This window comes from Micromonospora sp. HUAS YX12, from assembly GCF_040215685.1.
GTDB lineage: Bacteria > Actinomycetota > Actinomycetes > Mycobacteriales > Micromonosporaceae > Micromonospora > Micromonospora tulbaghiae.
Genome location: NZ_CP157974.1, coordinates 4,165,320 through 4,184,312, shown reverse-complemented (window position 1 = coordinate 4,184,312; position 18,993 = coordinate 4,165,320). Strand labels below are relative to the sequence as shown.

Below are 18,993 nucleotides of genomic sequence, written 5' to 3'. Positions count from 1 at the left end.
TTGATTTTTAACCCGTGCGGCGTGGCCGGGGATTGACGGACTTCGTCTTCGTTGCGGTCGGTGTCTTGGCGTTCGTGGTGGTCGCGGTGTGGACGTCGTAGCGCGGGGTGGGGTGGTTGTTGCGGCGGCCGGGTGGCCGTCCTGGTCCTGGCCGGGCGGGTTTGGGTGCACCGGCCGGGCAGGTGGCCTTCGCGCGCAGGTGCCGAAACCCGCGGCGGACGCGGGCGGGTGACAGACGCTGTGGTGGTGCGGGTTTCTCCCAGGGGCGGCGCAGGTCGGTGGCGAGGGCGCGGGCCAGCCGGAGTTGGGTGTAGGCGGCGAGGATCATCCAGGTCCATCGGTCGGCGGCCTGCGGCGTGCGGATCTTCGGGCAGGTCCAGCCGAGGGTCTGTTTGAACAGGCGGAACGTGTGTTCGATGTCGAAGCGGCGCAGGAACGTCTGCCAGAGCCGGTCGACATCAGCGGTGGTGGCGTCGACGCCGGACCACCACAACCAGACCGGCTTCGGGGTCGCGCCGCTGGGCAGGTGCTCGACTTCCAAACGGATGACGGTTCCCTCGATGACCGGCAGCATCTTCGCCGAGTCGATCCAGGCGGATCGGTGGGTCAACCGTGGGTGCAACCGGTCCCAGGCTCGAGCCCACGCCGTGCCGTAAAGACGGGTGTCGGCAACGGTGGCAGCATTCGGTTCACCCCAGGTGGAGGGATCACCGAAGACGAACTCGTCGCCGTGCCTGCGCGGTCGGCCGATCGTCCCGGGTTGCCGGGCTGGCACTGCCCGGCGTAGTACCCGGTCGGAGCGCATCCGAGCGAGGACTTGCACGGGCAGGTCACGCAGGAGGAACGCAAGGCGGGGCGCGTCGTAGCCGGCGTCGGCCACGACCAGGATCTCCAGGTCCCCGGCCTGCCACTGCCCGGCCGCGATCAGACGCCCCACGATGTCTCGCAACTGCCCAGCGGTGACCGTGGCCGCGTCATCACCAGGCGCCAGCCGCACCGCGTCCAACGGCGCGGTCCACGAACTTCGGCCCGATTCCAGGGCCACGACCATCGAATACGGCCAGCCCGGGATCATGATGGTCTGATCCTTGCCGCGTCCGTAGGTGTGGCACAGGATCCGCTGCGGTGAGGTGTGCGCGTCCGGCCGCAGCCAGCAGGTGATGTCGACCGCCAGGACGAGACGGCCGTCGGCTGCCCGCGGCAACGGCACCCCGGCGAGGGCGGTGCGCAGCCGATCGACGTCCAGCCGCCCGCAGGCGAGGGCGTCATATAACGCCCCATGCCCCCGGCGGTGCTCACCCACCAGCGACAACTCCACCAACGACCGGACCGGCCCGTCGGCGCACAACACCGCGTCCGTCAGGTCGAACAACGCGTCAGCCCGAGCAGTCAAGCAGTCGTAGAACTCTCGCCGGAACCTGCCCAGGTCCCCGACGGCATCAGCCGAACCGCGGTCATGCACACTGATCACCAGAACAGCCCTTGGTCATTGATGCTCTTCCCTAGACAAGAAGATCATCGACCAAGGGCTGTTTCCGTGATCAGTCAGGGTCCCCACAGGCCCCTCGGAGGTTAAAGATCAAGCTAGGGCGCGCAAGAATTCGTCGACAGCAGTGGCAGTCCGGCCCGGCTCCATGAATGGCCGGGCCGGACGTCGCAGAGCCAGGGCGGTGAAACCCGTACCGCCGGCACGGCCCAGCTCAGCGTGCCGGCTGCGCACGAACCCAGGCGTGAGCCTCTTCCACCTCGGCGACGACACCGACCCCCGCGGGGGCCCCGACCCGCCGCACGACAACGACGGGCAGCCCGCGCTCGGCCGCGACGTCCAGTTTGGCCTCCGTGTGGGCACCGCCTGAGTCCTTCGTCACCAGGACGTCCACGCCGGCCATCACGCCACGCTCGTGCTCGACCGGGTACGGCCCGCGGCTCTGCAGGAGCGTCCAACGGGTAGGCAGCATGATCTCGGGCCGGTCGACGACGCGTACCAGGCACCGGTGTTCATGCAGCGGACCGACGAAGCGGTGCAGCGACTGACGGCCGACTGTCAAGAACGGCCGCTCGCCCAGTTGCGCGGTCACGCGCGCGGCCTCATCGTGGTCGTCGGCCCAGTGCCACCTCGCCGCGTCCGGCCGCGTCGACCATCCGGGGCGCTCCAGACGCAGCAGCGGCACCCCCGCCCGGCGGCATGCCACCGCAGCGTTGGCGCTGATCCGCTCGGCGAACGGGTGCGTGGCATCGACCACCACGTCCACCGCCTCGACGTCCAGGTAGCCGACGATCCCGTCCACCCCGCCGAACCCGCCCACACGCACCTCACCGGCGGGGAGCCGCGGACGAGCGACCCGCCCGGCAAGCGACGTCACCACCTCGTCGCAGTCCGACACCAGTCTCTGCGCCAGCGAACGCGCCTCCCGCGTCCCGCCGAGCACCAGCACCCTCACCCGTTGCTCCCATCACCGGAACCGCCCGAGCTCGTCCTCGGCGAGAGCAGACGGCGCCTCGACGTCCAGATGCTGCCGAACCGGCTGGTGGCGGTCACAGACCGACAGCTTAGCCAAGCCGCCGTGCCCGCAGGACTGCTCGTGGCGGCGGCGAGCGGCGGGAGGCGGGAGCAGCCACGGCACCGCGGAAACCTCGTCCGGGGCGTGCTCGCTCAGCCACCAGCACAGCTTCCCTGCCGCGCCGGCCGGCGAGGGTCATTGCAGGGGCGTGCCGATCCGAAGCCGGTTGCCGTCAGGGTCGTGCAGCTCGATCTCACGCGCCCACGGAGCATCCTTCGCCTGCACATCGAACTCGGAGGCGATGGCCTCGACGTCACGGACGCGGAGGTAGACCAGCGTGTCGGGGCGGGCATCTCCCTTGTGCTCCGACAAGAACAACCGCACCGCGCCCCGGGCGACCTCGACGAACGCGGGAAGTCCCGATTCGAAGCGGTGTTCCCACTGCTTGGTGAAGCCCAGACGCTCGTACCAGGCAACCGCCGCCGCAGCGTCCTCGACGCGAAGAATGGGAATGACTTCCTCGTTCATGGCGCCATCGTCGCAGACCACACGATTCTTCCTCCGGCGCGTTCGCGGTCGTAGCAGGCGCGCCGGCGCCGCCGTCGCTACCGGATGCCGACGAAGAACCGGGTCTGGTCACTGCGGTGCAGCGCGTGGTACGCCTCGAAGCGGACGCCGTCGGGCAGCCAGGCGACCGACTCGATGGCGAGCAGGGGCGTCGAGGTGGTGACTTCGAGCAGCTCGGCGTCCTCGGGGTCGGGGAAGACTGCCTCGATCCAGCGGTCGGCCGCGGCGGCCTCCAGCCCGTACCGGCGGCGCAGCACGTCGTAGAGGGACTGGTTCTCCAGCACGGCCCGCTCCAGGCCGGGCACCAACCGGGCCGGTAGCGCGGTGTCGACGAGCAGCCACGGCTGGCCGTCGACGCGGCGGAGCCGGCGCATCCGGACCACGGGCTCGCCGGGCCGGATCTGGAGCAGTTCGGCCTCGTCCTGGTCGGCCTCGGCGAGTTCCTGCCGGATCGTCTGGGTGGTGACCCGGCGCCCCGACTCGCGCAGGTCGTCGGCGGATCCGGAGACCGAGCCGACGAACCGCAGCTCGGTCTTGCGCGGGGCGACGAACGCGCCGCGACCCTTCACCTTGTAGATCATCCGCTGCTGGACGAGCTCGCGCAGGGCTTCCCGGACGACGGTGCGGGACACGCCGTAGCGGACGCTGAGCTCCGCCTCCGAGGGCAGCGGCTGATCCGGCCCGATCTCGCCGGACTCGATCTGACCCCGCAGGGTCCGCATCAGCTGCATCCACAGCGGTTCGGCCCCGTCCCGGCTCAACCGCGGGTACGTCATCGTCATGGGTTCCTCTCCCCGTCGACCGGACACAGCATGCCACGATCCAAACGTCCTGTCATGACAGGCTGCGTAGTGATCCGCAACGCCGAGGCGCAGGTCGTTACCGCAATGTAACCACGATCACTGTGATGTGAAACACGTTCTTAACGCAGGCCTAGCGCACCTGTCACTACAGGTCTGTAATGACTGGCACGCGACGCCGCTCCGGTGGCCGTCCGCGACCAGCGCAATCGCATCCCGCTGCGGCGGGTCCGCTCCTCGTCTGGAGGCCCCACCCATGACCACCACACCCCCACTCCGGCGCCGTAGGGCCGTCGTCGCCGCCTCGCTCGCCGCTGCCATCGCCGCCACGGCCGCCGGCTGCGGCTCCGCCTCCGACGGCTCCGCCGCCGGCGATGGCGACAAGCCGTTCATCGCGCTGAGCAACGGCTTCATCGGCAACGGCTGGCGGCAGACGATGATCGCCAAGTTCGAGGAGGCCGCGACCCAGGCCCAGAAGGACGGGTTGATCGGGAAGTACAAGGTCGTCAACGCGCCCGGTGAGAACTCGGCGACCGAGCAGGTGGCCCAGATCAAGAGCCTGCTGGTGCAGAAGCCCGACGCCCTGCTCATCGACCCGGCCTCGCCGACCGCGCTCAAGCCGGTGATCCAGCAGGCGTGCAACCAGGGCATCAAGGTCGTGGTCTTCGACTCGGCGATCGACGCGCCCTGCGCCCACGTGCTGCTCAACAGCTTCAAGGACTGGGCGACGGCCGCGGCCGAGCCGCTGATCGACGGCATCGGCGGCACGGGCACCGTCATCGTCAGCCGTGGCGTCGTGGGCTCCCAGCCGGAGGCCGAGATGTACCAGACGACCAAGGACATCCTCGCCAAGCATCCCGGCGTCGAGGTCGCCGCGACGGTCAACGGCATGTGCGACGGGGCCAAGGCGCAGAAGGCAGTCCTCGGCGTGCTGTCCAGCGTGCCCAAGGTGGACGGCGTCATCGGTTGTGGCGACGGCTACGGCGTCGCGCAGGCGTTCTCCACCGCCGGCAAGCCGGTCCCGGCGGTGACCTTCGAGACCAACGGCCGCGCCCTGAACTACTGGAAGGACAACAAGATCGACAACGGCTCGGTGGCGGTCATGTCCGACCCCGGCCAGTCGGTCGCGGCGCTCTGGGAGGCCATCGACCTGCTCGACGGCAAGGACATCCCGAAGGAGCTGACCTTCCCGATCATGCTCGTCGAGCAGAAGGACCGCGACGCGTGGGCCGCCGCCCTCAAGCCGGACGAGTACGCCGCCTGGCCGTGGACGCAGGAGCTGTTCCGCAAGCAGGTCGAGGCGGCGAAGAACGGGTCCGAGCCGGTGACCCCGCCGATCCCGTCGGCCGCCAACTGACCTGAGCGAGTCGGCCGCCGGCCGACCGGACGACCAGGAGGAGCGATCATGCACGTCGACAACCTGCCGACGGGGTCGGTCTCGGCCCCGCCGCAGGGCGGCCCGCAACCGGCCGGGCGCCAGCCGGTGGTCACCGCCCGGCGGGTGGCGAAGACGTACGGACGCACCCGGGCCCTCGCCGGCGTGGACCTCGACGTCCGCGCCGGCGAGGTGCTCGGCCTCGTCGGGCACAACGGCGCCGGCAAGAGCACCCTGATGCGGGTCCTCGCCGGGCTGGAGGCCTGCGACGAGGGTGCGGTCGCTGTCGGCGGCCGGGAGGTGCCGCCCGGCGACGTCGGCCCGGGGGCGACCGCCTTCCGCACCGTACGCATGGCGTACCAGGAGACGTCCCTCTGCCCGCACCTGACCGTGGCGGAGAACATCTGGCTCTCCTCCCGCCACGACCTGCCCCGCGCCGGCTGGCGGCGGGCGGCCGCCGCCGCGGTCCGCCGACGGCTCGACGAGATGTTCCCGGGGCACGCGGTGTCCCCGCGGGATCGGGTGGAGGATCTCTCCCTCGCCCGCCGACAGATGGTGGAGATCGCCCGGGCCAGCCTGGTCGACCGTCTCGACCTGCTGATCCTCGACGAGCCCACCGAGTCCCTCGGTCCAGACGCCGCCCGGTCCCTCTACGACCACGTCCGGCGGCTCGCCGCCGAGGGCTCCGCGGTGCTGCTCATCTCGCACCGGATCCGGGAGGTCCTGTCGGTGGCCGACCGGATCGCGGTGATGCGCGACGGAGCCGTCGTCGCCGAACGAACCGCCACGGGCCTCAGTGAGGACGAGGTCCTCACACTGATGGGCGCCGAGGTGGCCGCGCCGACCGAGCCGGTCGCCCCGGCCACCGGCTCGCGGCCGCAGCGGCGGGTCGTCGCCGAGCTGCGCGGCGCCGGTGGTCACGGCCTGCACGACGTGTCGATCCGGGTCGGCGCCGGCGAGGTCGTCGGTCTCGCCGGTCTGGCCGGCCAGGGCCAGCAGGAGGTCCTGGAGCGGCTGTGGCGGCCGGTACGGCGGGACACCACCGTCGAGGGCGCCCGCGCGTACGTCCCGGGCGACCGGCAGCGTTCCGGCGTCCTGCCGTTGTGGTCGGTGGCGGAGAACCTGGTGGTCACCGCCATGCGCGGTCTGTCCCGTTACGGCGTACGCCGCCGGGCCGAGGAGCGCGCCGCCGTCGCGCACTGGGTGGAGCGCCTGGCCGTGCGCGGCGGTGCCGATGCGGCCATGACCGAACTCAGCGGCGGCAACCAGCAGAAGGTGATCGTCGCCCGGGCGTTCGCCTCGACCGCGGACCTCGTCCTGCTCGACGACCCCTTCCGGGGCGTCGACGTGCACACCAAGACCGGCCTGTACGCGCTCATCCGCGAGGAGGCGGCCCGTGGTCGCAGCGTTGTCTGGTACTCGAGCGAGAACGCGGAGATGGCGCACTGCGACCGCGTCTACGTGCTGCGCGCCGGGCGGGTGGTCGCCGAACTGACCGGCGCGGAGATCACCGAGGAGCGGATCATCGCCGTCTCCTTCGCCGAGTCCGGATCCGATCCCGAATCCGAGGGGGCCCCGCGATGACCAATCTGCTCACCACCGCCGCCCCGCCGGCGCTGCTGCGCCGCACGGCGCCCGCCGCGGTGAGCGCGGTCGCACTGGTCGCCATGCTCGCCGTCTGCGCGTCCCTGCAACCGGGGGTGCTGACCGTGCCGGGGCTGACGCTGGTCCTGTCGGCCACGGTACCGCTGGTGATCGCCGCCCAGGCCCAGATGATGCTGATGTCGGTCGGCGACATCGACCTCGGCATCGGCAACTTCGTCGGGCTGGTCACCGTCGTCACGGCCACCCTGCTGGTGGACTCCCCCGGCACCGGCGCGCTCGTCCTGCTGGGCCTGGTCGCCGCGTACGCGGTGCTCGGCGCGCTGATCCACCTGCGCCGGGTGCCCTCGCTGATCGCCACCCTCGGCGCGTCGTTCGTGTGGCTGGGCCTGGGGCTGTTCATCCTGCCCACACCGGGTGGCAGCACCCCGCAGTGGCTGGCCACCTTCGGGTCGTGGCAACCGGCCGGCTTCCCCGCCCCGGTGCTGCCGATCCTGCTCGTCGCCGCGCTGGTCTGGCTGCTCTCGTCGCGCAGCAGCGTGGGCGTGCGTGTGCGCGCCCTGGGCAGCAACCCGGTGGCGCTGCAACGGGCCGGGCTGCGGCCGTTGACCGCACGGGTCGTCGCGTACGCCGCAGCCGGCGCACTCGGCGTCCTGGCCGGCCTGGTGCTGGCCTCGCAGACCGGCGGCGGCGACATCTCGTCGGCCGCCAGCTACACCCTGATCACGGTCGCCGCGGTGATCCTCGGCGGCGGGTCCTTCGCCGGCGGCACCGCCGTGCCCTGGGGGGTCGCCATCGGTGGCGTGACCCTCGGCCTGGTCTCCGTCGTCCTCAGCCTGCTCGACGTGCCGTCGAACATGCAGTCGGCCGTGCAGGGCGGCATCGTGCTGGCCGTGCTCGCCGGCCGCGTCGTGGTCGGAAAGGTGCTCCGATGACCCCCCGTACCCTGACCCGCCCCTGGATCTGGGGTTTCCTCGCCGCCGCACTGGTCTGGACGCTGATCCTGGCCATCTCCGACTCCGGCGGCGGGCAGACCGTCTCCCTGGCCCTCTCGCTCGCGCCCTACCTGGTCATCGTGGGCCTCGGCCAGATGCTCGTGATCACCGCCGGGCCGGGGAACATCGACGTCTCGGTGGCGTCGATCATCTCCCTCGCCGGCTTCGTCTCGGTGCAGGTCGCCACCGCCACCGGCTCGGTCGCGGTCGGGCTCCTGGCCGGCGTCGGCAGCGGCGTCGCGATCGCGGTGATCAGCGTGGTGGCCATCCTCGGGCTCTCCGTACCGCCGATCATCGCCACCCTCGCGGCCGGACTGATCGCGTCCTCCCTGACGCTGTCGCTCGCCGACGGCTTCACCGCCGTACCCGACGAGGGGCTGCGCGCGCTGCTCAACCTGCGCCCGGCGGGGGTGCCGGTGCTGGCGGTCGCCGTCGCCGCGCTGACCGCGGTGGTGGCGGCGGTGCTCAGCCGCACCGTCTACGGACGGTCCCTGCTCGCCCTCGGCCAGAACCGGCCGGCGGCCGAGCGGGCCGGTGTCCCCGTCGCCCGGGTGGTCACCACGACCTACCTGGCCAGCGGCGCCCTGGCCGGCCTGACCGGCGCGCTGCTGGCCGCCTACATCGCCCCGTCACCGGACCTCGGCACCCGCTACCTGCTCGACTCGGTGGCCGTCGTGGTCATCGGCGGAACGTTGATCTCCGGCGGCCGGGCGGTGCCGGTGGGCATCTGGGGCAGCGCGCTCTTCTTCATCCTGCTCGACGGCCTGGTCAACCTCGTGGGCTGGAGCACCGCCGCACAGAACCTGCTCAAGGGCGCGCTGGTGCTCTTCGTGCTCTTCCTGGCCGGCGGGGGGACGCCCCGCGCCTCCACCCGCCGCATCCGCATCCCTCGGCGGTGGCAACCCGCCGCCGCAACCTCCACTGCAACGACGACAGGAGACAACAATGCCTGACACCGACGGCCTGCTCGAGGCCCGTGACTTCGGCGGCGACGAGCGCGGCGCTACCGGGTTCCACGTCAAGGGCGCCCACGCCCAGGACTGGGGACTGCAGAACCGGCTCGCCCGGATCTTCCGCCCGGAGGACGGTCGTACGGTCATGCTGGCCTTCGACCACGGCTACTTCCTCGGCCCGATGGCCGGCCTGGAGCGGATCGACCGCAACATCGCACCCCTGGTTCCGGACGCCGACGCGATCATGATGACCCGCGGCGCGCTGCGCACCAGCATCCCCTCGCACAGCAGCGCCGGGGTGGTGCTGCGGGCCAGCGGCGGGCCGAGCGTGCTCAAGGACCTCTCCGACGAGCACCTCGCCCTGGACATCGAGGACGCCGTACGCCTCAACGCGGCGGCCCTGGCCATCCAGGTGTTCGTCGGTGGCGAGCACGAGTCCCGTTCGGTGGCGAACCTCGCCCGGCTGGTGGACGTCGGGCAGCGGCACGGCATCGCCGTCCTGGGCGTCACCGCCGTGGGCAAGGACATGGTCCGCGACGCCCGCTACTTCCGGCTGGCCACCCGGATCAGCGCGGAGATGGGCGCGCACGTCGTCAAGACGTACTACGTCGAGGAGGGCTTCGAGACGGTGACCGCCAGCTGCCCGGTGCCGATCATCGTTGCCGGCGGCAAGAAACTGCCCGAGCTGGACGCGCTGACCATGGCGTACCGGTCGATGCAGGAAGGCGCCGCCGGCGTCGACATGGGCCGCAACATCTTCCAGAGCGAGCACCCGGCCGCGATGCTGGCCGCGATCCGCGCCGTCGTGCACCACGACGCCAAGCCGGAGGAGGCCTACGAGGTCTTCCGCGAGCGGGCGGCCGGCTCCGCCGCAGCCTGACCCATCCGTCGGGGGTGCGGGTCCGTCCGCGCCCGCACCCCTTCTCCTCGGGAGCCCACATGTCACACCCAGAGACCGATGTCGTCGACCTCGTCGTCATCGGTGCCGGCATCAACGGCCTCGCCACCGCCCGCGATGCCGCCAGTCGAGGGCTGAGCGTCGTCGTGCTCGACCAGGGCGACGTCGGGGCCGGTACCACCGCCACCTCGAGCCGCCTGATTCACGGTGGCCTCAAGTACCTCGAACGGTACGACTTCCGGCTGGTGCACGAGTCGATCCGCGAACGCCACCTGCTGTTCCGTACCGCCCCGCACCTGGTGCAGGACTACCCCATGCTCATCCCCTCCTACGCCGGCGACAGCCGGCCGGGCCCGCTGATCCGGCTCGGCCTGGCCGCCTTCGACGTGCTGGCCGCCAGCCGTGGGCGCGGACGCAGCCGCGGCATGTCCGCCCGGGCCATCGCCCGTCGCTGGCCCGGCCTCTCCCGCACCGGGCTGCGCGGCGGGGTGCTCTTCCACGATGCGCAGGTGCCGTGGGCGGAGCGGCTCTGCGTGGAACTCATGCTCGACGCCGAGCGCCTCGGCGCACGGATCCTCACCTACACCACGGTGACCGGCCTGCTGGTGCAGGAGCAGCGGGTGCACGGCGTACGCACCCGCGACGACCGGACCGGTCAGGTGGCAGAGTTCCGGGGCCGGTTGACGGTCAACGCGGCCGGCCCGTGGATCGACCGGATCCTCGACGGGCAGGTGGACAGCGGGCGGCTCAACGGCGGCACCAAGGGCAGCCACGTCATCGTCGATCCGTTCCCGGGCGCCCCGGACACCTGCATCTTCTTCGAGGCCGCGGCCGACCAGCGCCCGATCTTCGTCTTCCCCTGGGCGGGCCGGTACGTGCTGGGCAGCACCGACCTGACGTACGAGGGCGACCTGGACGAGGTGGTGACCAGCGACGCGGAGATCGAGTACCTGCTCGCCGAGACCAACCGGCTCTTCCCCAGCGCCGACCTCACCCCCGCCGACGTGCTCTACACCGTCGCGGGGGTGCGCCCCCTGCCGTACACGGCGGGGGTGTCGGACAACGCGAAGATCAGCCGGGGGCACACGGTGCACGATCACGGCCCCGCGTACCAGGGTCTGCTCACCGTCATCGGCGGGAAGCTCACCACCCACCGGGCGCTCGCCGAGGACGTCACCGACGCGGCGATGCGGCTGCTGGGCCGCCCCCGCGGCCGGTGCGTCACCCGGACCCGCCCGTTCCCCGGCGCGGACACCCCCGACTGGCCGGCGTTCCGCGCGCAGTTCCTGCGGTCGGCCGCGCCGCTGACGCCGGCCCAGGCCAACCGGTTGCTCGACATCTACGGCGTACGGGCCCGCGCGGTCCTCGACCTGATCCGGGCCGAGCCCGACCTCGCCACGACCGTCGACGAGGACTCCGGCGCCGTCGCCGCCGAACTGGTCCTGGCCTTCCAGTCGGAAGGGGCGGTCACCTTGGCGGACGCGCTGCTGCGCCGTACCCTGATCGGTCTGGGCCCCGACATGGCCGTTTCAACCGCCCTGACCTGCGCAAACGCTGTCGCTTCCCACCTGGGTTGGAACGCCGGACGGGTCCGGGACGAGGTGGCCGGCTACCACGCCGCGCTCCGTCGCTTCCGGCCCCGCGCGCTCGACCGTCCGGTGGTCGCCCCGACCAACGACAGGAGATCGTGATGACCGCTCCGCAGACCTGCTACCTCGGGGTGGACGTCGGTCTGACCGCCACCAAGGCCGCCGCCTTCGACGCCGAGGGGCGCGAGCTGGCCGTCGTGCACGCCCGCACCCCCCGCACCAGCGTCAACGCCCACCGCCACGACGTCGACATGACCGGCCTCGCCGACATCGTGCTGGGGTTGCTCGCCGAGATCACCGGCAAGCTCGCGGCCGACGGCTGGGCCCCGGCCGGCGTCGGGGTGGCCGCCCACGGCAACGGTCTCTACCCGGTGGACGCGGCCCTGCGACCGGTCGGACCGGCCATCGCCTCGTCGGACTCCCGGGCCCAGCACATCGTCGCGGCCATACCACCGCAGGACGCGCGCCGGCTGGCAAGGGAGACCGGCTCGATCCCGTGGGCCGCCCAGCCGGCCGTCCTGCTGCGCTGGCTGCGCGACGCCGAGCCGGCCGCCTACGCCGCCACCCGCTGGGCCCTGTCGTGCAAGGACTGGGTCACCGCCCAGCTCACCGGGATCGCGAGCGCCGACTACAGCGACGCCAGCGCGTTCGGCCTGGTCGCCCTGGACACCCGCGAGTACACGCCGACGGCGCTGGAGCTGGTCGGGCTGCCCGCCGACGACCTGGAGCGGTTCCCGCCGCTGCGGCGCTCCGACGAGGTGGTCGCCGGGCTGAGCGCCGCAGCCGCCGCCCGCACCGGCCTGCCCGAGGGCCTGCCGGTCATCGCCGGCTGCATGGACTGCGTCGCGGCCACCCTCGGCGCGGGCGGCCGGGGCCTCGGCGAGGGAACGATCATCGTGGGCACCTGGGCGATCAACGGCGTCGTCGTGCCGGCGCGCACCCCCGCCCCGGAGGTGACACTCAGCGCGTTCATGCCGGACCCGGACACCATGCTGGCGATGGAGGTCGCTCCGACCTCGGCGGCGAACCTGGAGTGGCTGGCCTGCGCCGGCGTCGCCCACCGGCAGAACGGCGGCGTTCCCGCAGCCGAACTGCTGGCCGAGGCCGCCGAGGTGCCACCCGGTGCCGAAGGGCTGATCTTCCTGCCCTTCGTCAACGGCTCCCCCGAGCACCCGTCGGCCTCCGGTACGTTCCTCGGCCTCGCCAGCAACCATCGGCGCGGCCACCTCACCCGGGCCGTGATCGAAGGCGTCGCCCAGTACCACCGGGTGCAACTCGACCGGGTGCTGGCCAGCGGTGCGGACATCGGGGACCGCCCCTGGCGGCTGGCCGGCGGCGGCGCCCGCTCCACCGTCTGGGCGCAGATCTTCGCCGACGTGCTCGGCCGGCCGGTACGCCGGCAGCTCACCAGCGAACTGGGCGCCCGGGGCGTCGCCTCCCTGCTGCCCGGCGCGGTCGGCCACGACGTACCGGAGTGGAGTGTCAACGACGAGGACGACCTGTGCGTGCAGCCCGGTCCCGACCGGGCGGCGTACCTGCGCCACGCGGAGACCTTCGACCGGTGCCTCGCCGGCATGGCCGGCGTCTGGTCGGAGGTGCAGCGCAACCGCGCGTCGGCGTAGACGGGTCGGTCCACTCGGTGCCGGCGGTGCCGGGGCGATTCGCCCCGGCACCGCCGTCACGAGGGCGCTCCGGCCGATCAGCTTCGGCGCCAGGCGAGGACGCCGGCCGCCGTCCCGAGCACGCCGGCGGCCACCTCCATCCGGTGTCGGGAGAGCCATGCCTGTGGGCTGCGGCGGTGCGCCTGGGAGGAGAAGTCGCCCCGCGCGCCGTAGTCGTGCCCGCCGGAACCGTCGAGGGGATGCCAGAGGTTGTTCGGCCGGTCGTGGTCGGCGGGGCGGCCGGTCTGCTGGGACTCATAGCCGGTACGGGCCAGGTAGCGGTCCAGCAGCCCCGGTGCGACGCGGTTGCCGAGGATGGTCAGGACGGTGGAGGTGCCGACCCAGTATTCGCGCCGACGGGGCCGCTCCGCGGCGGCGACGATCGCGCGGGCGGCCACCTCGGGTTCGTAGATGGGCGGTACCGGCTCGGCGTGCCGGGGCAGCCGGGACAGCAGCCAGTCGAACTGCGGGGTGTTCACCGCCGGCAGGTGCACCATGGTCACCTTGACGTTGCTGTGCTCGTGCAGCAGCTCACAGCGCAGCGACTCGGTGAATCCGACGATGGCGTGCTTCGCCCCGCAGTAGGCCGCCTGCAGGGGAATGCCCCGGTAGGCCAGCGCGGAGCCGACCTGGACGATGGTGCCCCGGTCGCGCGGGGTCATGTGGGACAGCGCGACGCGGGTGCCGTGCACGTAGCCGAGGTAGGTGACCTCCGTAGCACGGCGGAACTCCTCCGGGCGGGTCTGCTGGAACGGCGCGAAGACGGAGTTGAACGCGTCGTTTATCCACAGATCGATGGGGCCCAGCTCCGTCTCGATTCGCCGGCCGGCGTCGACGACCTTGTCGTGGTCGGCCATGTCGACCTCGATCGGCAGGGCCCGGCTTCCGGCGGCGCGTACCTCCTCGGCGGCGGCGTCGAGCCCGGCACGGCCGCGGGCCAGCAGCGCGATGGCGATGCCGCGCCGGGCAAGGAGCCGTACGGTGGCGCGGCCGACGCCCGCGCTGGCCCCGGTCACCACCGCCACCTGGATGTCCTGCCGCCGCCTGCCCATGCCGCCTCCCGTCGTCGTCTCCTGCTGCCCGCACTACCCGTCGCCGGTCGACCCAGTCACGCCGGGGCTTGCACCGCACCCGCTCATGTCGCACCGACCTCTTGTCTTCTCGTACTGCGAGCGCCCTCGTGCCGGTTCGCCGGATTTCACCGGTCGGTGGTCGTGCCGCGAGAGGCGGTTCCCGGGACCGGGCGCGGGTAGGCTGCGGCAGGGTGAGCGACGATCCCGGCCGGCGAGACCGTGAGGACGACGCCCGGCTCAACGGCCTCGCCCGCCGGCTCGACAAGCCGATGGGCGTCCTGGGTCTGCTCTTCCTGCTGCTCGTCCTGGCCCAGGCGATCGTCCACGACGAACCGCTCAGCACCGTGCTCACCGTCACCAGCTGGATCCTGTGGGCCGTCTTCGTCGCCGAGTTCACGCTCCGCGCCTGGATCGCCCGCCGCTGCGCCGGCGAGTTCTGGAAACACAACTGGTGGCAACTGATCTTTCTGGCAGTGCCGTTCCTGCGGTTTCTGCGCGCGGCGAGCGCACTGCGGGCCGCCCGGGGCGGGGGCGTCGTCGCCGCCGCGATCCGCGGATCCCGCTCCGCCGGCCGGCTGCTCACCGACCGGCTGGCCTGGCTCGCCGTGGTGACCCTCGCCGTGATCCTCGCAGCCGGGCAACTGCTCGTGGTCACCGGCTCCTATCGCAGCCTCCCCCGGGCCCTGCACGACGCCGCCTTCACCACCGTCACCGGTGAGCCGCTGCGCGTGGACGACACGTTCGCCCAGATTCTGGAGCTGGTGCTCGCCACGTACTCGGTGGCGGTGTTCGGCACGCTGGCCGGCGCCCTCGGCGCCTTCTTCCTCAGCCGCGAACGCGCCGAGGACGAACGCCGCCAACCGGACGAGTGAGTGCCGTCGTCAGACGCCGACATGGGAAAGGCGAGCGGCCGCGGACGGCCAAGCACGACGCCAGGCGGGCCATGCAACGAGCGCCTCGCCCGTACGACTCCGCGCGGGCGCGTATGACGGATACGGCGGCGGTGAGCGTTCAGTACACCCAGACCCGGGTCTTCTTCGGCAGCACGTCCTGCGTCCACAGCCAGTCCATCGCCGGCAGCGTCACCCGCACACACCCGTGCGACGCCGGATACGGCGGGACGCTGGTGTATCCGTGAATCGCGATCCCCTGCTCCTGGAAGTACTTCGGCCGGTACAGCCGGCCGAGCGGGCCGTCGCGCCAGCCGTCGACCTGCCAGTCGATGGTCCACCTGCCGCGCGGGGTGTCCGCCAGGTAGGTCTCCCCCTGGTAGGTGTAGTGCTCGAACGTGCCGGTCGAGGTGTTGAAGATCCGGCTCACCTCGCCGTCGTCGACGATCATCAGCAGTTGCCGGTTCAGATCCACCTCGGCGAGGTGGCCGTCGGTGCTGCGGGCGTCCGGGCGCCTCCCGTCGTCGAGCGCGGCCCGGGTCTTCGCGCCGACGATCCCGTCCGGGCGCAGGCCGGCGGCCTTCTGGAGCGCGTAGACCGCCTGCTCGGTGAGCAGGCCGAAGGTGCCGTCGGACTCGCCGACCCAGTATCCGAGCCGGTCGAGCCGCTCCTGCAGTGCCCGGACCGTGTCGCCGGTGTCGCCGCGACGCAGGGCGTCCGGCGCGTCGCCGGCGGGTGTGCCCGACGGCGACGGGCTCGACGAGGGCGAGGGGGATGCCGTGGCCGGTGCGGGCGTGGTCGTCTCGCCCGCCGTCGGGGCCGTCGGCGTTCCGGGCGGCGGTGCCGACGTCACCGCACGGCTCTGGCCGGACGAGTTCGGCTCCGGTTCCTGCCCGTCGCCGCAGCCGGCCGCGAGCATCAGCAGGGCGGCGCAGGTGACGGATACCGTGATGTGTCGGCTTTTCATGATCAGCGTGCCGGGATCCCGGCCCACCCCCTTCGTGCGTCCGGTCGGGTTCCCTTTCCAGGTAAACAGACCCTTCGGCAGGTATGCAAAAGGCAGCACCGGGGACTACGGCGGGATGAGCCGCGCTCCGCGTACCCTTCGGTCCCGCCTGGCGGCGGTGTGGTCAGGGTTCTGGCTGGTGCCGGCGGCGTTCGCCGCCGGGGCCGTGCTGCTGGCCCTCGGACTGTCGGTGGCCGAGCTGCGGCTGGGCCTGCCGACCGGCGGGTTCCTGCCCAGCAGCGTGGCCGGCGCCCGGTCGCTGCTGTCGTCGATCATCACCGCGATGATCTCGTTCACCGCGCTGGTCTTCTCGATCACCGTGGTGGCCGTGCAACTCGCCAGCAGCCAGTACTCGCCCCGGGTGCTGCGGACCTTCCTGCAGGACCGGGTCACCCAGGCCGCGCTGGGCACCTTCCTGGCGACCGCGCTGTTCGCCATGGTGGTGCTGGCGGCGCTGCCGGCCGACGCCGAGGCCCGGCTGCCGGAACTCTCGCTCGCCGTGACGATGACGCTCGTGCTGGCCAGCAGCGGGCTGTTCGTCTACTACCTGCACCACGTCACCACGGTCATGCGGGTCTCGCACATCATCGCGGCGGTCGGCGGCCAGTGCCGCCGGGTGATCGAGGAGCAGTATCCGGTCGGCCCGGCCGCCCGGCCCGTCACGCCGCTGCCACCGCCGGTGCAGGTGATCACCACGGTGCAGCCCGGCATGGTCGAGCACGTCGACCTCAGCCGGCTCGCCGCACTCGCCCGCGAGCACGACTGCGCCCTGTCGGTCCTGCCCGCGCCGGGCGACTTCGTGGTGGCCGGGCAACCGCTGATCGCGGTCCATCCGCTGCCCGGCGGCCCCTTCCCGGCGTCCGTACCGGAGGCGCGGGCGTGCGTCGCGGTGAGCCTCGGCGTCGAACGGACCCTCGGCCAGGACGTCGGGTTCGGGTTCCGGCAGCTGACCGACATCGCCGAGCGGGCCCTGTCACCTGGGATCAACGACACCACCACCGCGGTCCGCAGCGTCCAGGAGATGCACGACCTGCTGCGCCGCCTGGCCGGCCGGCCCGGTCACCGCCTGCTCGTCGACGATCCCGACGGCACCCCACGCGTACGGGCGCGGGCGCAGGACTTCGACGGCTTCCTCGCGGTCGCGGTCGACGACGTCCGGCGGGCGGGCCGCGACCAGCCGCGGGTCACCCGCCTCCTGGACGACGTGCTCGCCGACCTGCGTTCCGTGGCGTTGCCGGAACATCTGCCCGACATCGCCCGCAGGACCGTAGACCGGGAGGCATGAGCCGCCGGTGCCGGGGAAGGCGGCGGTACGAGTCCGCGCCGCACGGCGTACCCGGAGGGAGTGCCATGACCGCGTCCAGCGAGCCCGCCCGCGGGGCCGGCGCATCGACCCGCGCCGGCCGAGCCGGTACGGCGGCCAAGACCAGCACGGCGGCCGCTTTCGCGCTCGTGTTCGGCGTGGCCGCCCTGTTCAGCGTGCTCACCGCCATCCTCGCCTGGATCGGCGTGGTGCTCGCCGTCGTCGGCATCGTCCTGGGTATCGCGGGGCTCAAGATGGCCACCCGACCGGGGGTGACCGGCCGAGGGGTGGCCATCGGTGGTCTGGTGCTCAGTGTGATCGCCCTGCTGCTCGGACTGGCGCTCGGCGCGGGCATCACGACGTTCCTCAACAACGAGGGTGCGGTGGACCGGCTCCAGCAGCAGGTCGACGACCTGCGTGACCGACTCGACAGCTAGCCCTCAGTCCCACACGGTCACGTCCTCGGCGGCGAGCGCAGGACCGCCCTCGAAGTCGCGGTACGCGCCCGAGGGCCCGAGCTGGTAGCGGTCGGACAGGTCGCGGTACGAGAAGTCGATGACGGTGCCGACCACGGTCACCAGTTGCGGCGGTTCCGCGGTGGCCTTGCCGGTGGACAGCACCAGCAGCGTCCCGTCGGTGAAGTCGACGTCGCGCACCACGAACGCGGTGCCGGTGATGACGCGGTCGACCGTGGCGGTCACGGTCAGGCGCGCGCCCACCTCGGCGCGGGCGACCGTGCCCAGCCGGACGGTGGAGGTCGGCTCCGGCGTCGGCTGTGGGTCCGCCGGCCGGCCGGCGCAGCCGGTGACGAGCAGCGCCACTGCCGACAGGGCCGCCAACTGCCTCCGCCGTCGCGGCTGGGCCGGGCTCATCCCACGGTCCAGGGGAGCGTGGGATGCAGCACGGCCTCCGTCAGTGCCAGCGTCCGCCACCGGGTCACCTCCTGGTACTCCGGGTCGGCGACCATCCGGCTGAACGCCGACCGGCTCGGATAGCGCACCAGCAGTACCGCGTCCCACGCCTGCCCCTCCTCTGCCACCAGCGCCGGTCCACCGTCACCGGCGTAGAGCACCTCGCCGCCGTAGCGGGGCAGGAACGTCTGCCGCAGGGCGGCGCCGTACCGCTCGTAGGACTCCCGCCCGCCCTCGGCGAAGCGCAGCAGGTTGAGCATGACCACCGGACCGTCGGGGTCGGCGGCGAGGAACGCCTTCACATCCCGACCGATGGGATCGACTGCCATGACCTGTTTCTCCCGTCGTCCCCGCCTGGCGGCGTCACACCACGTGCACCCGGACGTTGACATCGTGCACCCCGGGCACGGCCCAGACGAGAGCGCGCCAACCGGGTGTCGTTCGTGACCGGACCGTCGTGGAACAGCGACGGCAGCCCTCCCGGGAAGAACCACGGGTAGGTCATGACGCGCCTCCTCACGTCTCGATCGGCGTTCTTCAAGCCCTACCCCGAGTGTTCGACCGGCACTACGACAGATCCATGACGATTCGCACCCGCCTTGGTGACAGGTGCAGGTTCGGGCGCCGGTCCCGCACCGGCAAACCGGAAAAAGGGAGGTGCGAGATGCGGACCCTGGCGGGCCGCTACCGCCTGGTGCGACAGGTCGGCCGGGGCGGCTCGGCCGTCGTCCAGCGTCCGTCTGCCGGGAACCCGCAGGATCACCACAAGCATCGGGTGGAGCAGCACCGCGATGCCGAGCAGACGTCGGAGAGCCTCGGTCTTCTTCCAGTCCTTCTCGGGATCTACCCGCCCGGCCGGCTCGTACCGC

At 72.2% G+C, this 18,993-nt stretch carries 18 protein-coding genes; 10 read left to right on the top strand and 8 right to left on the bottom strand.

Annotated features, from left to right (window positions below; translation table 11 throughout):
* Positions 1-7 precede the first annotated feature (7 nt).
* The 4 genes from ABIH81_RS20130 to ABIH81_RS20115 all read right to left on the bottom strand — a co-directional run bounded on the left by ABIH81_RS20130 (position 8) and on the right by ABIH81_RS20115 (position 3,850).
* Entirely contained in the window at positions 8-1,471 is a 1,464-nt protein-coding gene (locus ABIH81_RS20130) for an NF041680 family putative transposase (RefSeq protein ID WP_349876447.1), read from the bottom strand.
* Positions 1,472-1,700: 229 nt separating this feature from the next.
* Complete coding sequence (locus ABIH81_RS20125; protein WP_349876446.1) at positions 1,701-2,441, bottom strand: cobalt-precorrin-6A reductase; 741 nt, start codon at positions 2,439-2,441, stop codon at positions 1,701-1,703.
* Between the two features lie 255 nt (positions 2,442-2,696).
* Positions 2,697-3,029 (bottom strand): glyoxalase superfamily protein, encoded by a 333-nt coding sequence (locus ABIH81_RS20120; RefSeq protein ID WP_349876445.1) that lies wholly within the window; start codon positions 3,027-3,029, stop codon positions 2,697-2,699.
* Between the two features lie 77 nt (positions 3,030-3,106).
* Entirely contained in the window at positions 3,107-3,850 is a 744-nt protein-coding gene (locus ABIH81_RS20115) for a GntR family transcriptional regulator (protein ID WP_349876444.1), read from the bottom strand.
* 274 nt (positions 3,851-4,124) lie between these two features.
* Here ABIH81_RS20115 and ABIH81_RS20110 point away from each other — a divergent pair, with 274 nt between their 5' ends.
* The 7 genes from ABIH81_RS20110 to ABIH81_RS20080 are packed head-to-tail and all read left to right on the top strand — an operon-like array spanning position 4,125 to position 12,902.
* Positions 4,125-5,225: an ABC transporter substrate-binding protein gene (locus ABIH81_RS20110; protein ID WP_349876443.1), complete on the top strand. Its 1,101-nt coding sequence runs from the start codon at positions 4,125-4,127 to the stop codon at positions 5,223-5,225.
* Positions 5,226-5,273: 48 nt separating this feature from the next.
* Positions 5,274-6,827: a sugar ABC transporter ATP-binding protein gene (locus tag ABIH81_RS20105; RefSeq protein ID WP_349876442.1), complete on the top strand. Its 1,554-nt coding sequence runs from the start codon at positions 5,274-5,276 to the stop codon at positions 6,825-6,827.
* Positions 6,824-7,780, top strand: coding sequence for an ABC transporter permease (locus ABIH81_RS20100; protein WP_349876441.1), 957 nt, complete (start codon positions 6,824-6,826; stop codon positions 7,778-7,780). The genes ABIH81_RS20105 and ABIH81_RS20100 overlap by 4 nt, the downstream gene beginning before the upstream one ends.
* Positions 7,777-8,793 carry an ABC transporter permease gene (locus tag ABIH81_RS20095; RefSeq protein ID WP_349876440.1) on the top strand — a complete coding sequence of 339 codons (1,017 nt, stop codon included), beginning with the start codon at positions 7,777-7,779 and terminating at the stop codon, positions 8,791-8,793. The genes ABIH81_RS20100 and ABIH81_RS20095 overlap by 4 nt, the downstream gene beginning before the upstream one ends.
* Entirely contained in the window at positions 8,786-9,673 is an 888-nt protein-coding gene (gene lsrF, locus ABIH81_RS20090; RefSeq protein WP_349876439.1) for a 3-hydroxy-5-phosphonooxypentane-2,4-dione thiolase, read from the top strand. The genes ABIH81_RS20095 and lsrF overlap by 8 nt, the downstream gene beginning before the upstream one ends.
* Positions 9,674-9,732: 59 nt before the next feature.
* The gene (locus ABIH81_RS20085; RefSeq protein WP_349876438.1) at positions 9,733-11,382 is read left to right on the top strand and encodes a glycerol-3-phosphate dehydrogenase/oxidase; all 1,650 of its coding nucleotides are present in this window, start codon (positions 9,733-9,735) and stop codon (positions 11,380-11,382) included.
* A complete protein-coding gene (locus tag ABIH81_RS20080) occupies positions 11,382-12,902 on the top strand; it encodes an FGGY family carbohydrate kinase (protein WP_349876437.1) in 1,521 nt (506 codons plus the stop codon). Before ABIH81_RS20085 ends, ABIH81_RS20080 begins: the two co-directional genes overlap by 1 nt.
* Before the next feature lie 77 nt (positions 12,903-12,979).
* On the opposite strand, the gene ABIH81_RS20075 is transcribed toward ABIH81_RS20080, so the two are convergent.
* A complete protein-coding gene (locus ABIH81_RS20075; protein WP_349876436.1) occupies positions 12,980-13,993 on the bottom strand; it encodes an SDR family oxidoreductase in 1,014 nt (337 codons plus the stop codon).
* Between the two features lie 212 nt (positions 13,994-14,205).
* Between ABIH81_RS20075 and ABIH81_RS20070 the strand changes: the two genes are divergently transcribed.
* The gene (locus ABIH81_RS20070) at positions 14,206-14,886 is read left to right on the top strand and encodes a hypothetical protein (protein WP_349876435.1); all 681 of its coding nucleotides are present in this window, start codon (positions 14,206-14,208) and stop codon (positions 14,884-14,886) included.
* A gap of 139 nt (positions 14,887-15,025) precedes the next feature.
* On the opposite strand, the gene ABIH81_RS20065 is transcribed toward ABIH81_RS20070, so the two are convergent.
* Positions 15,026-15,871 (bottom strand): L,D-transpeptidase family protein, encoded by an 846-nt coding sequence (locus ABIH81_RS20065; protein WP_349876434.1) that lies wholly within the window; start codon positions 15,869-15,871, stop codon positions 15,026-15,028.
* A 115-nt stretch (positions 15,872-15,986) separates the two neighbouring features.
* Between ABIH81_RS20065 and ABIH81_RS20060 the strand changes: the two genes are divergently transcribed.
* Positions 15,987-17,195, top strand: a complete 1,209-nt coding sequence (locus ABIH81_RS20060) for a DUF2254 domain-containing protein (protein ID WP_349876433.1) — start codon at positions 15,987-15,989, stop codon at positions 17,193-17,195.
* Positions 17,196-17,260: 65 nt separating this feature from the next.
* Positions 17,261-17,650, top strand: a complete 390-nt coding sequence (locus ABIH81_RS20055; RefSeq protein WP_349876432.1) for a hypothetical protein — start codon at positions 17,261-17,263, stop codon at positions 17,648-17,650.
* Positions 17,651-17,653: 3 nt separating this feature from the next.
* Here the strand turns inward: ABIH81_RS20055 and ABIH81_RS20050 are convergent, their stop codons facing one another.
* Both ABIH81_RS20050 and ABIH81_RS20045 read right to left on the bottom strand, forming a co-directional pair.
* Positions 17,654-18,052: a hypothetical protein gene (locus ABIH81_RS20050; RefSeq protein WP_349876431.1), complete on the bottom strand. Its 399-nt coding sequence runs from the start codon at positions 18,050-18,052 to the stop codon at positions 17,654-17,656.
* A gap of 29 nt (positions 18,053-18,081) precedes the next feature.
* Positions 18,082-18,453: a DUF1330 domain-containing protein gene (locus ABIH81_RS20045; RefSeq protein WP_349876430.1), complete on the bottom strand. Its 372-nt coding sequence runs from the start codon at positions 18,451-18,453 to the stop codon at positions 18,082-18,084.
* Between the last annotated feature and the right edge of the window lie 540 nt (positions 18,454-18,993).

What these genes read in the sequence shown, in the direction of transcription:
- ABIH81_RS20120 (WP_349876445.1), bottom strand. Translation starts at nt 3,029, where the DNA reads ATGAACGAGGAAGTCATTCCCATTCTTCGCGTCGAGGACGCTGCGGCG.
- ABIH81_RS20115 (WP_349876444.1), bottom strand. Translation starts at nt 3,850, where the DNA reads ATGACGATGACGTACCCGCGGTTGAGCCGGGACGGGGCCGAACCGCTG.
- ABIH81_RS20110 (WP_349876443.1), top strand. Translation starts at nt 4,125, where the DNA reads ATGACCACCACACCCCCACTCCGGCGCCGTAGGGCCGTCGTCGCCGCC.
- ABIH81_RS20105 (WP_349876442.1), top strand. Translation starts at nt 5,274, where the DNA reads ATGCACGTCGACAACCTGCCGACGGGGTCGGTCTCGGCCCCGCCGCAG.
- ABIH81_RS20100 (WP_349876441.1), top strand. Translation starts at nt 6,824, where the DNA reads ATGACCAATCTGCTCACCACCGCCGCCCCGCCGGCGCTGCTGCGCCGC.
- ABIH81_RS20095 (WP_349876440.1), top strand. Translation starts at nt 7,777, where the DNA reads ATGACCCCCCGTACCCTGACCCGCCCCTGGATCTGGGGTTTCCTCGCC.
- lsrF (WP_349876439.1), top strand. Translation starts at nt 8,786, where the DNA reads ATGCCTGACACCGACGGCCTGCTCGAGGCCCGTGACTTCGGCGGCGAC.
- ABIH81_RS20085 (WP_349876438.1), top strand. Translation starts at nt 9,733, where the DNA reads ATGTCACACCCAGAGACCGATGTCGTCGACCTCGTCGTCATCGGTGCC.
- ABIH81_RS20080 (WP_349876437.1), top strand. Translation starts at nt 11,382, where the DNA reads ATGACCGCTCCGCAGACCTGCTACCTCGGGGTGGACGTCGGTCTGACC.
- ABIH81_RS20075 (WP_349876436.1), bottom strand. Translation starts at nt 13,993, where the DNA reads ATGGGCAGGCGGCGGCAGGACATCCAGGTGGCGGTGGTGACCGGGGCC.
- ABIH81_RS20065 (WP_349876434.1), bottom strand. Translation starts at nt 15,871, where the DNA reads ATGAAAAGCCGACACATCACGGTATCCGTCACCTGCGCCGCCCTGCTG.
- ABIH81_RS20060 (WP_349876433.1), top strand. Translation starts at nt 15,987, where the DNA reads ATGAGCCGCGCTCCGCGTACCCTTCGGTCCCGCCTGGCGGCGGTGTGG.
- ABIH81_RS20055 (WP_349876432.1), top strand. Translation starts at nt 17,261, where the DNA reads ATGACCGCGTCCAGCGAGCCCGCCCGCGGGGCCGGCGCATCGACCCGC.
- ABIH81_RS20045 (WP_349876430.1), bottom strand. Translation starts at nt 18,453, where the DNA reads ATGGCAGTCGATCCCATCGGTCGGGATGTGAAGGCGTTCCTCGCCGCC.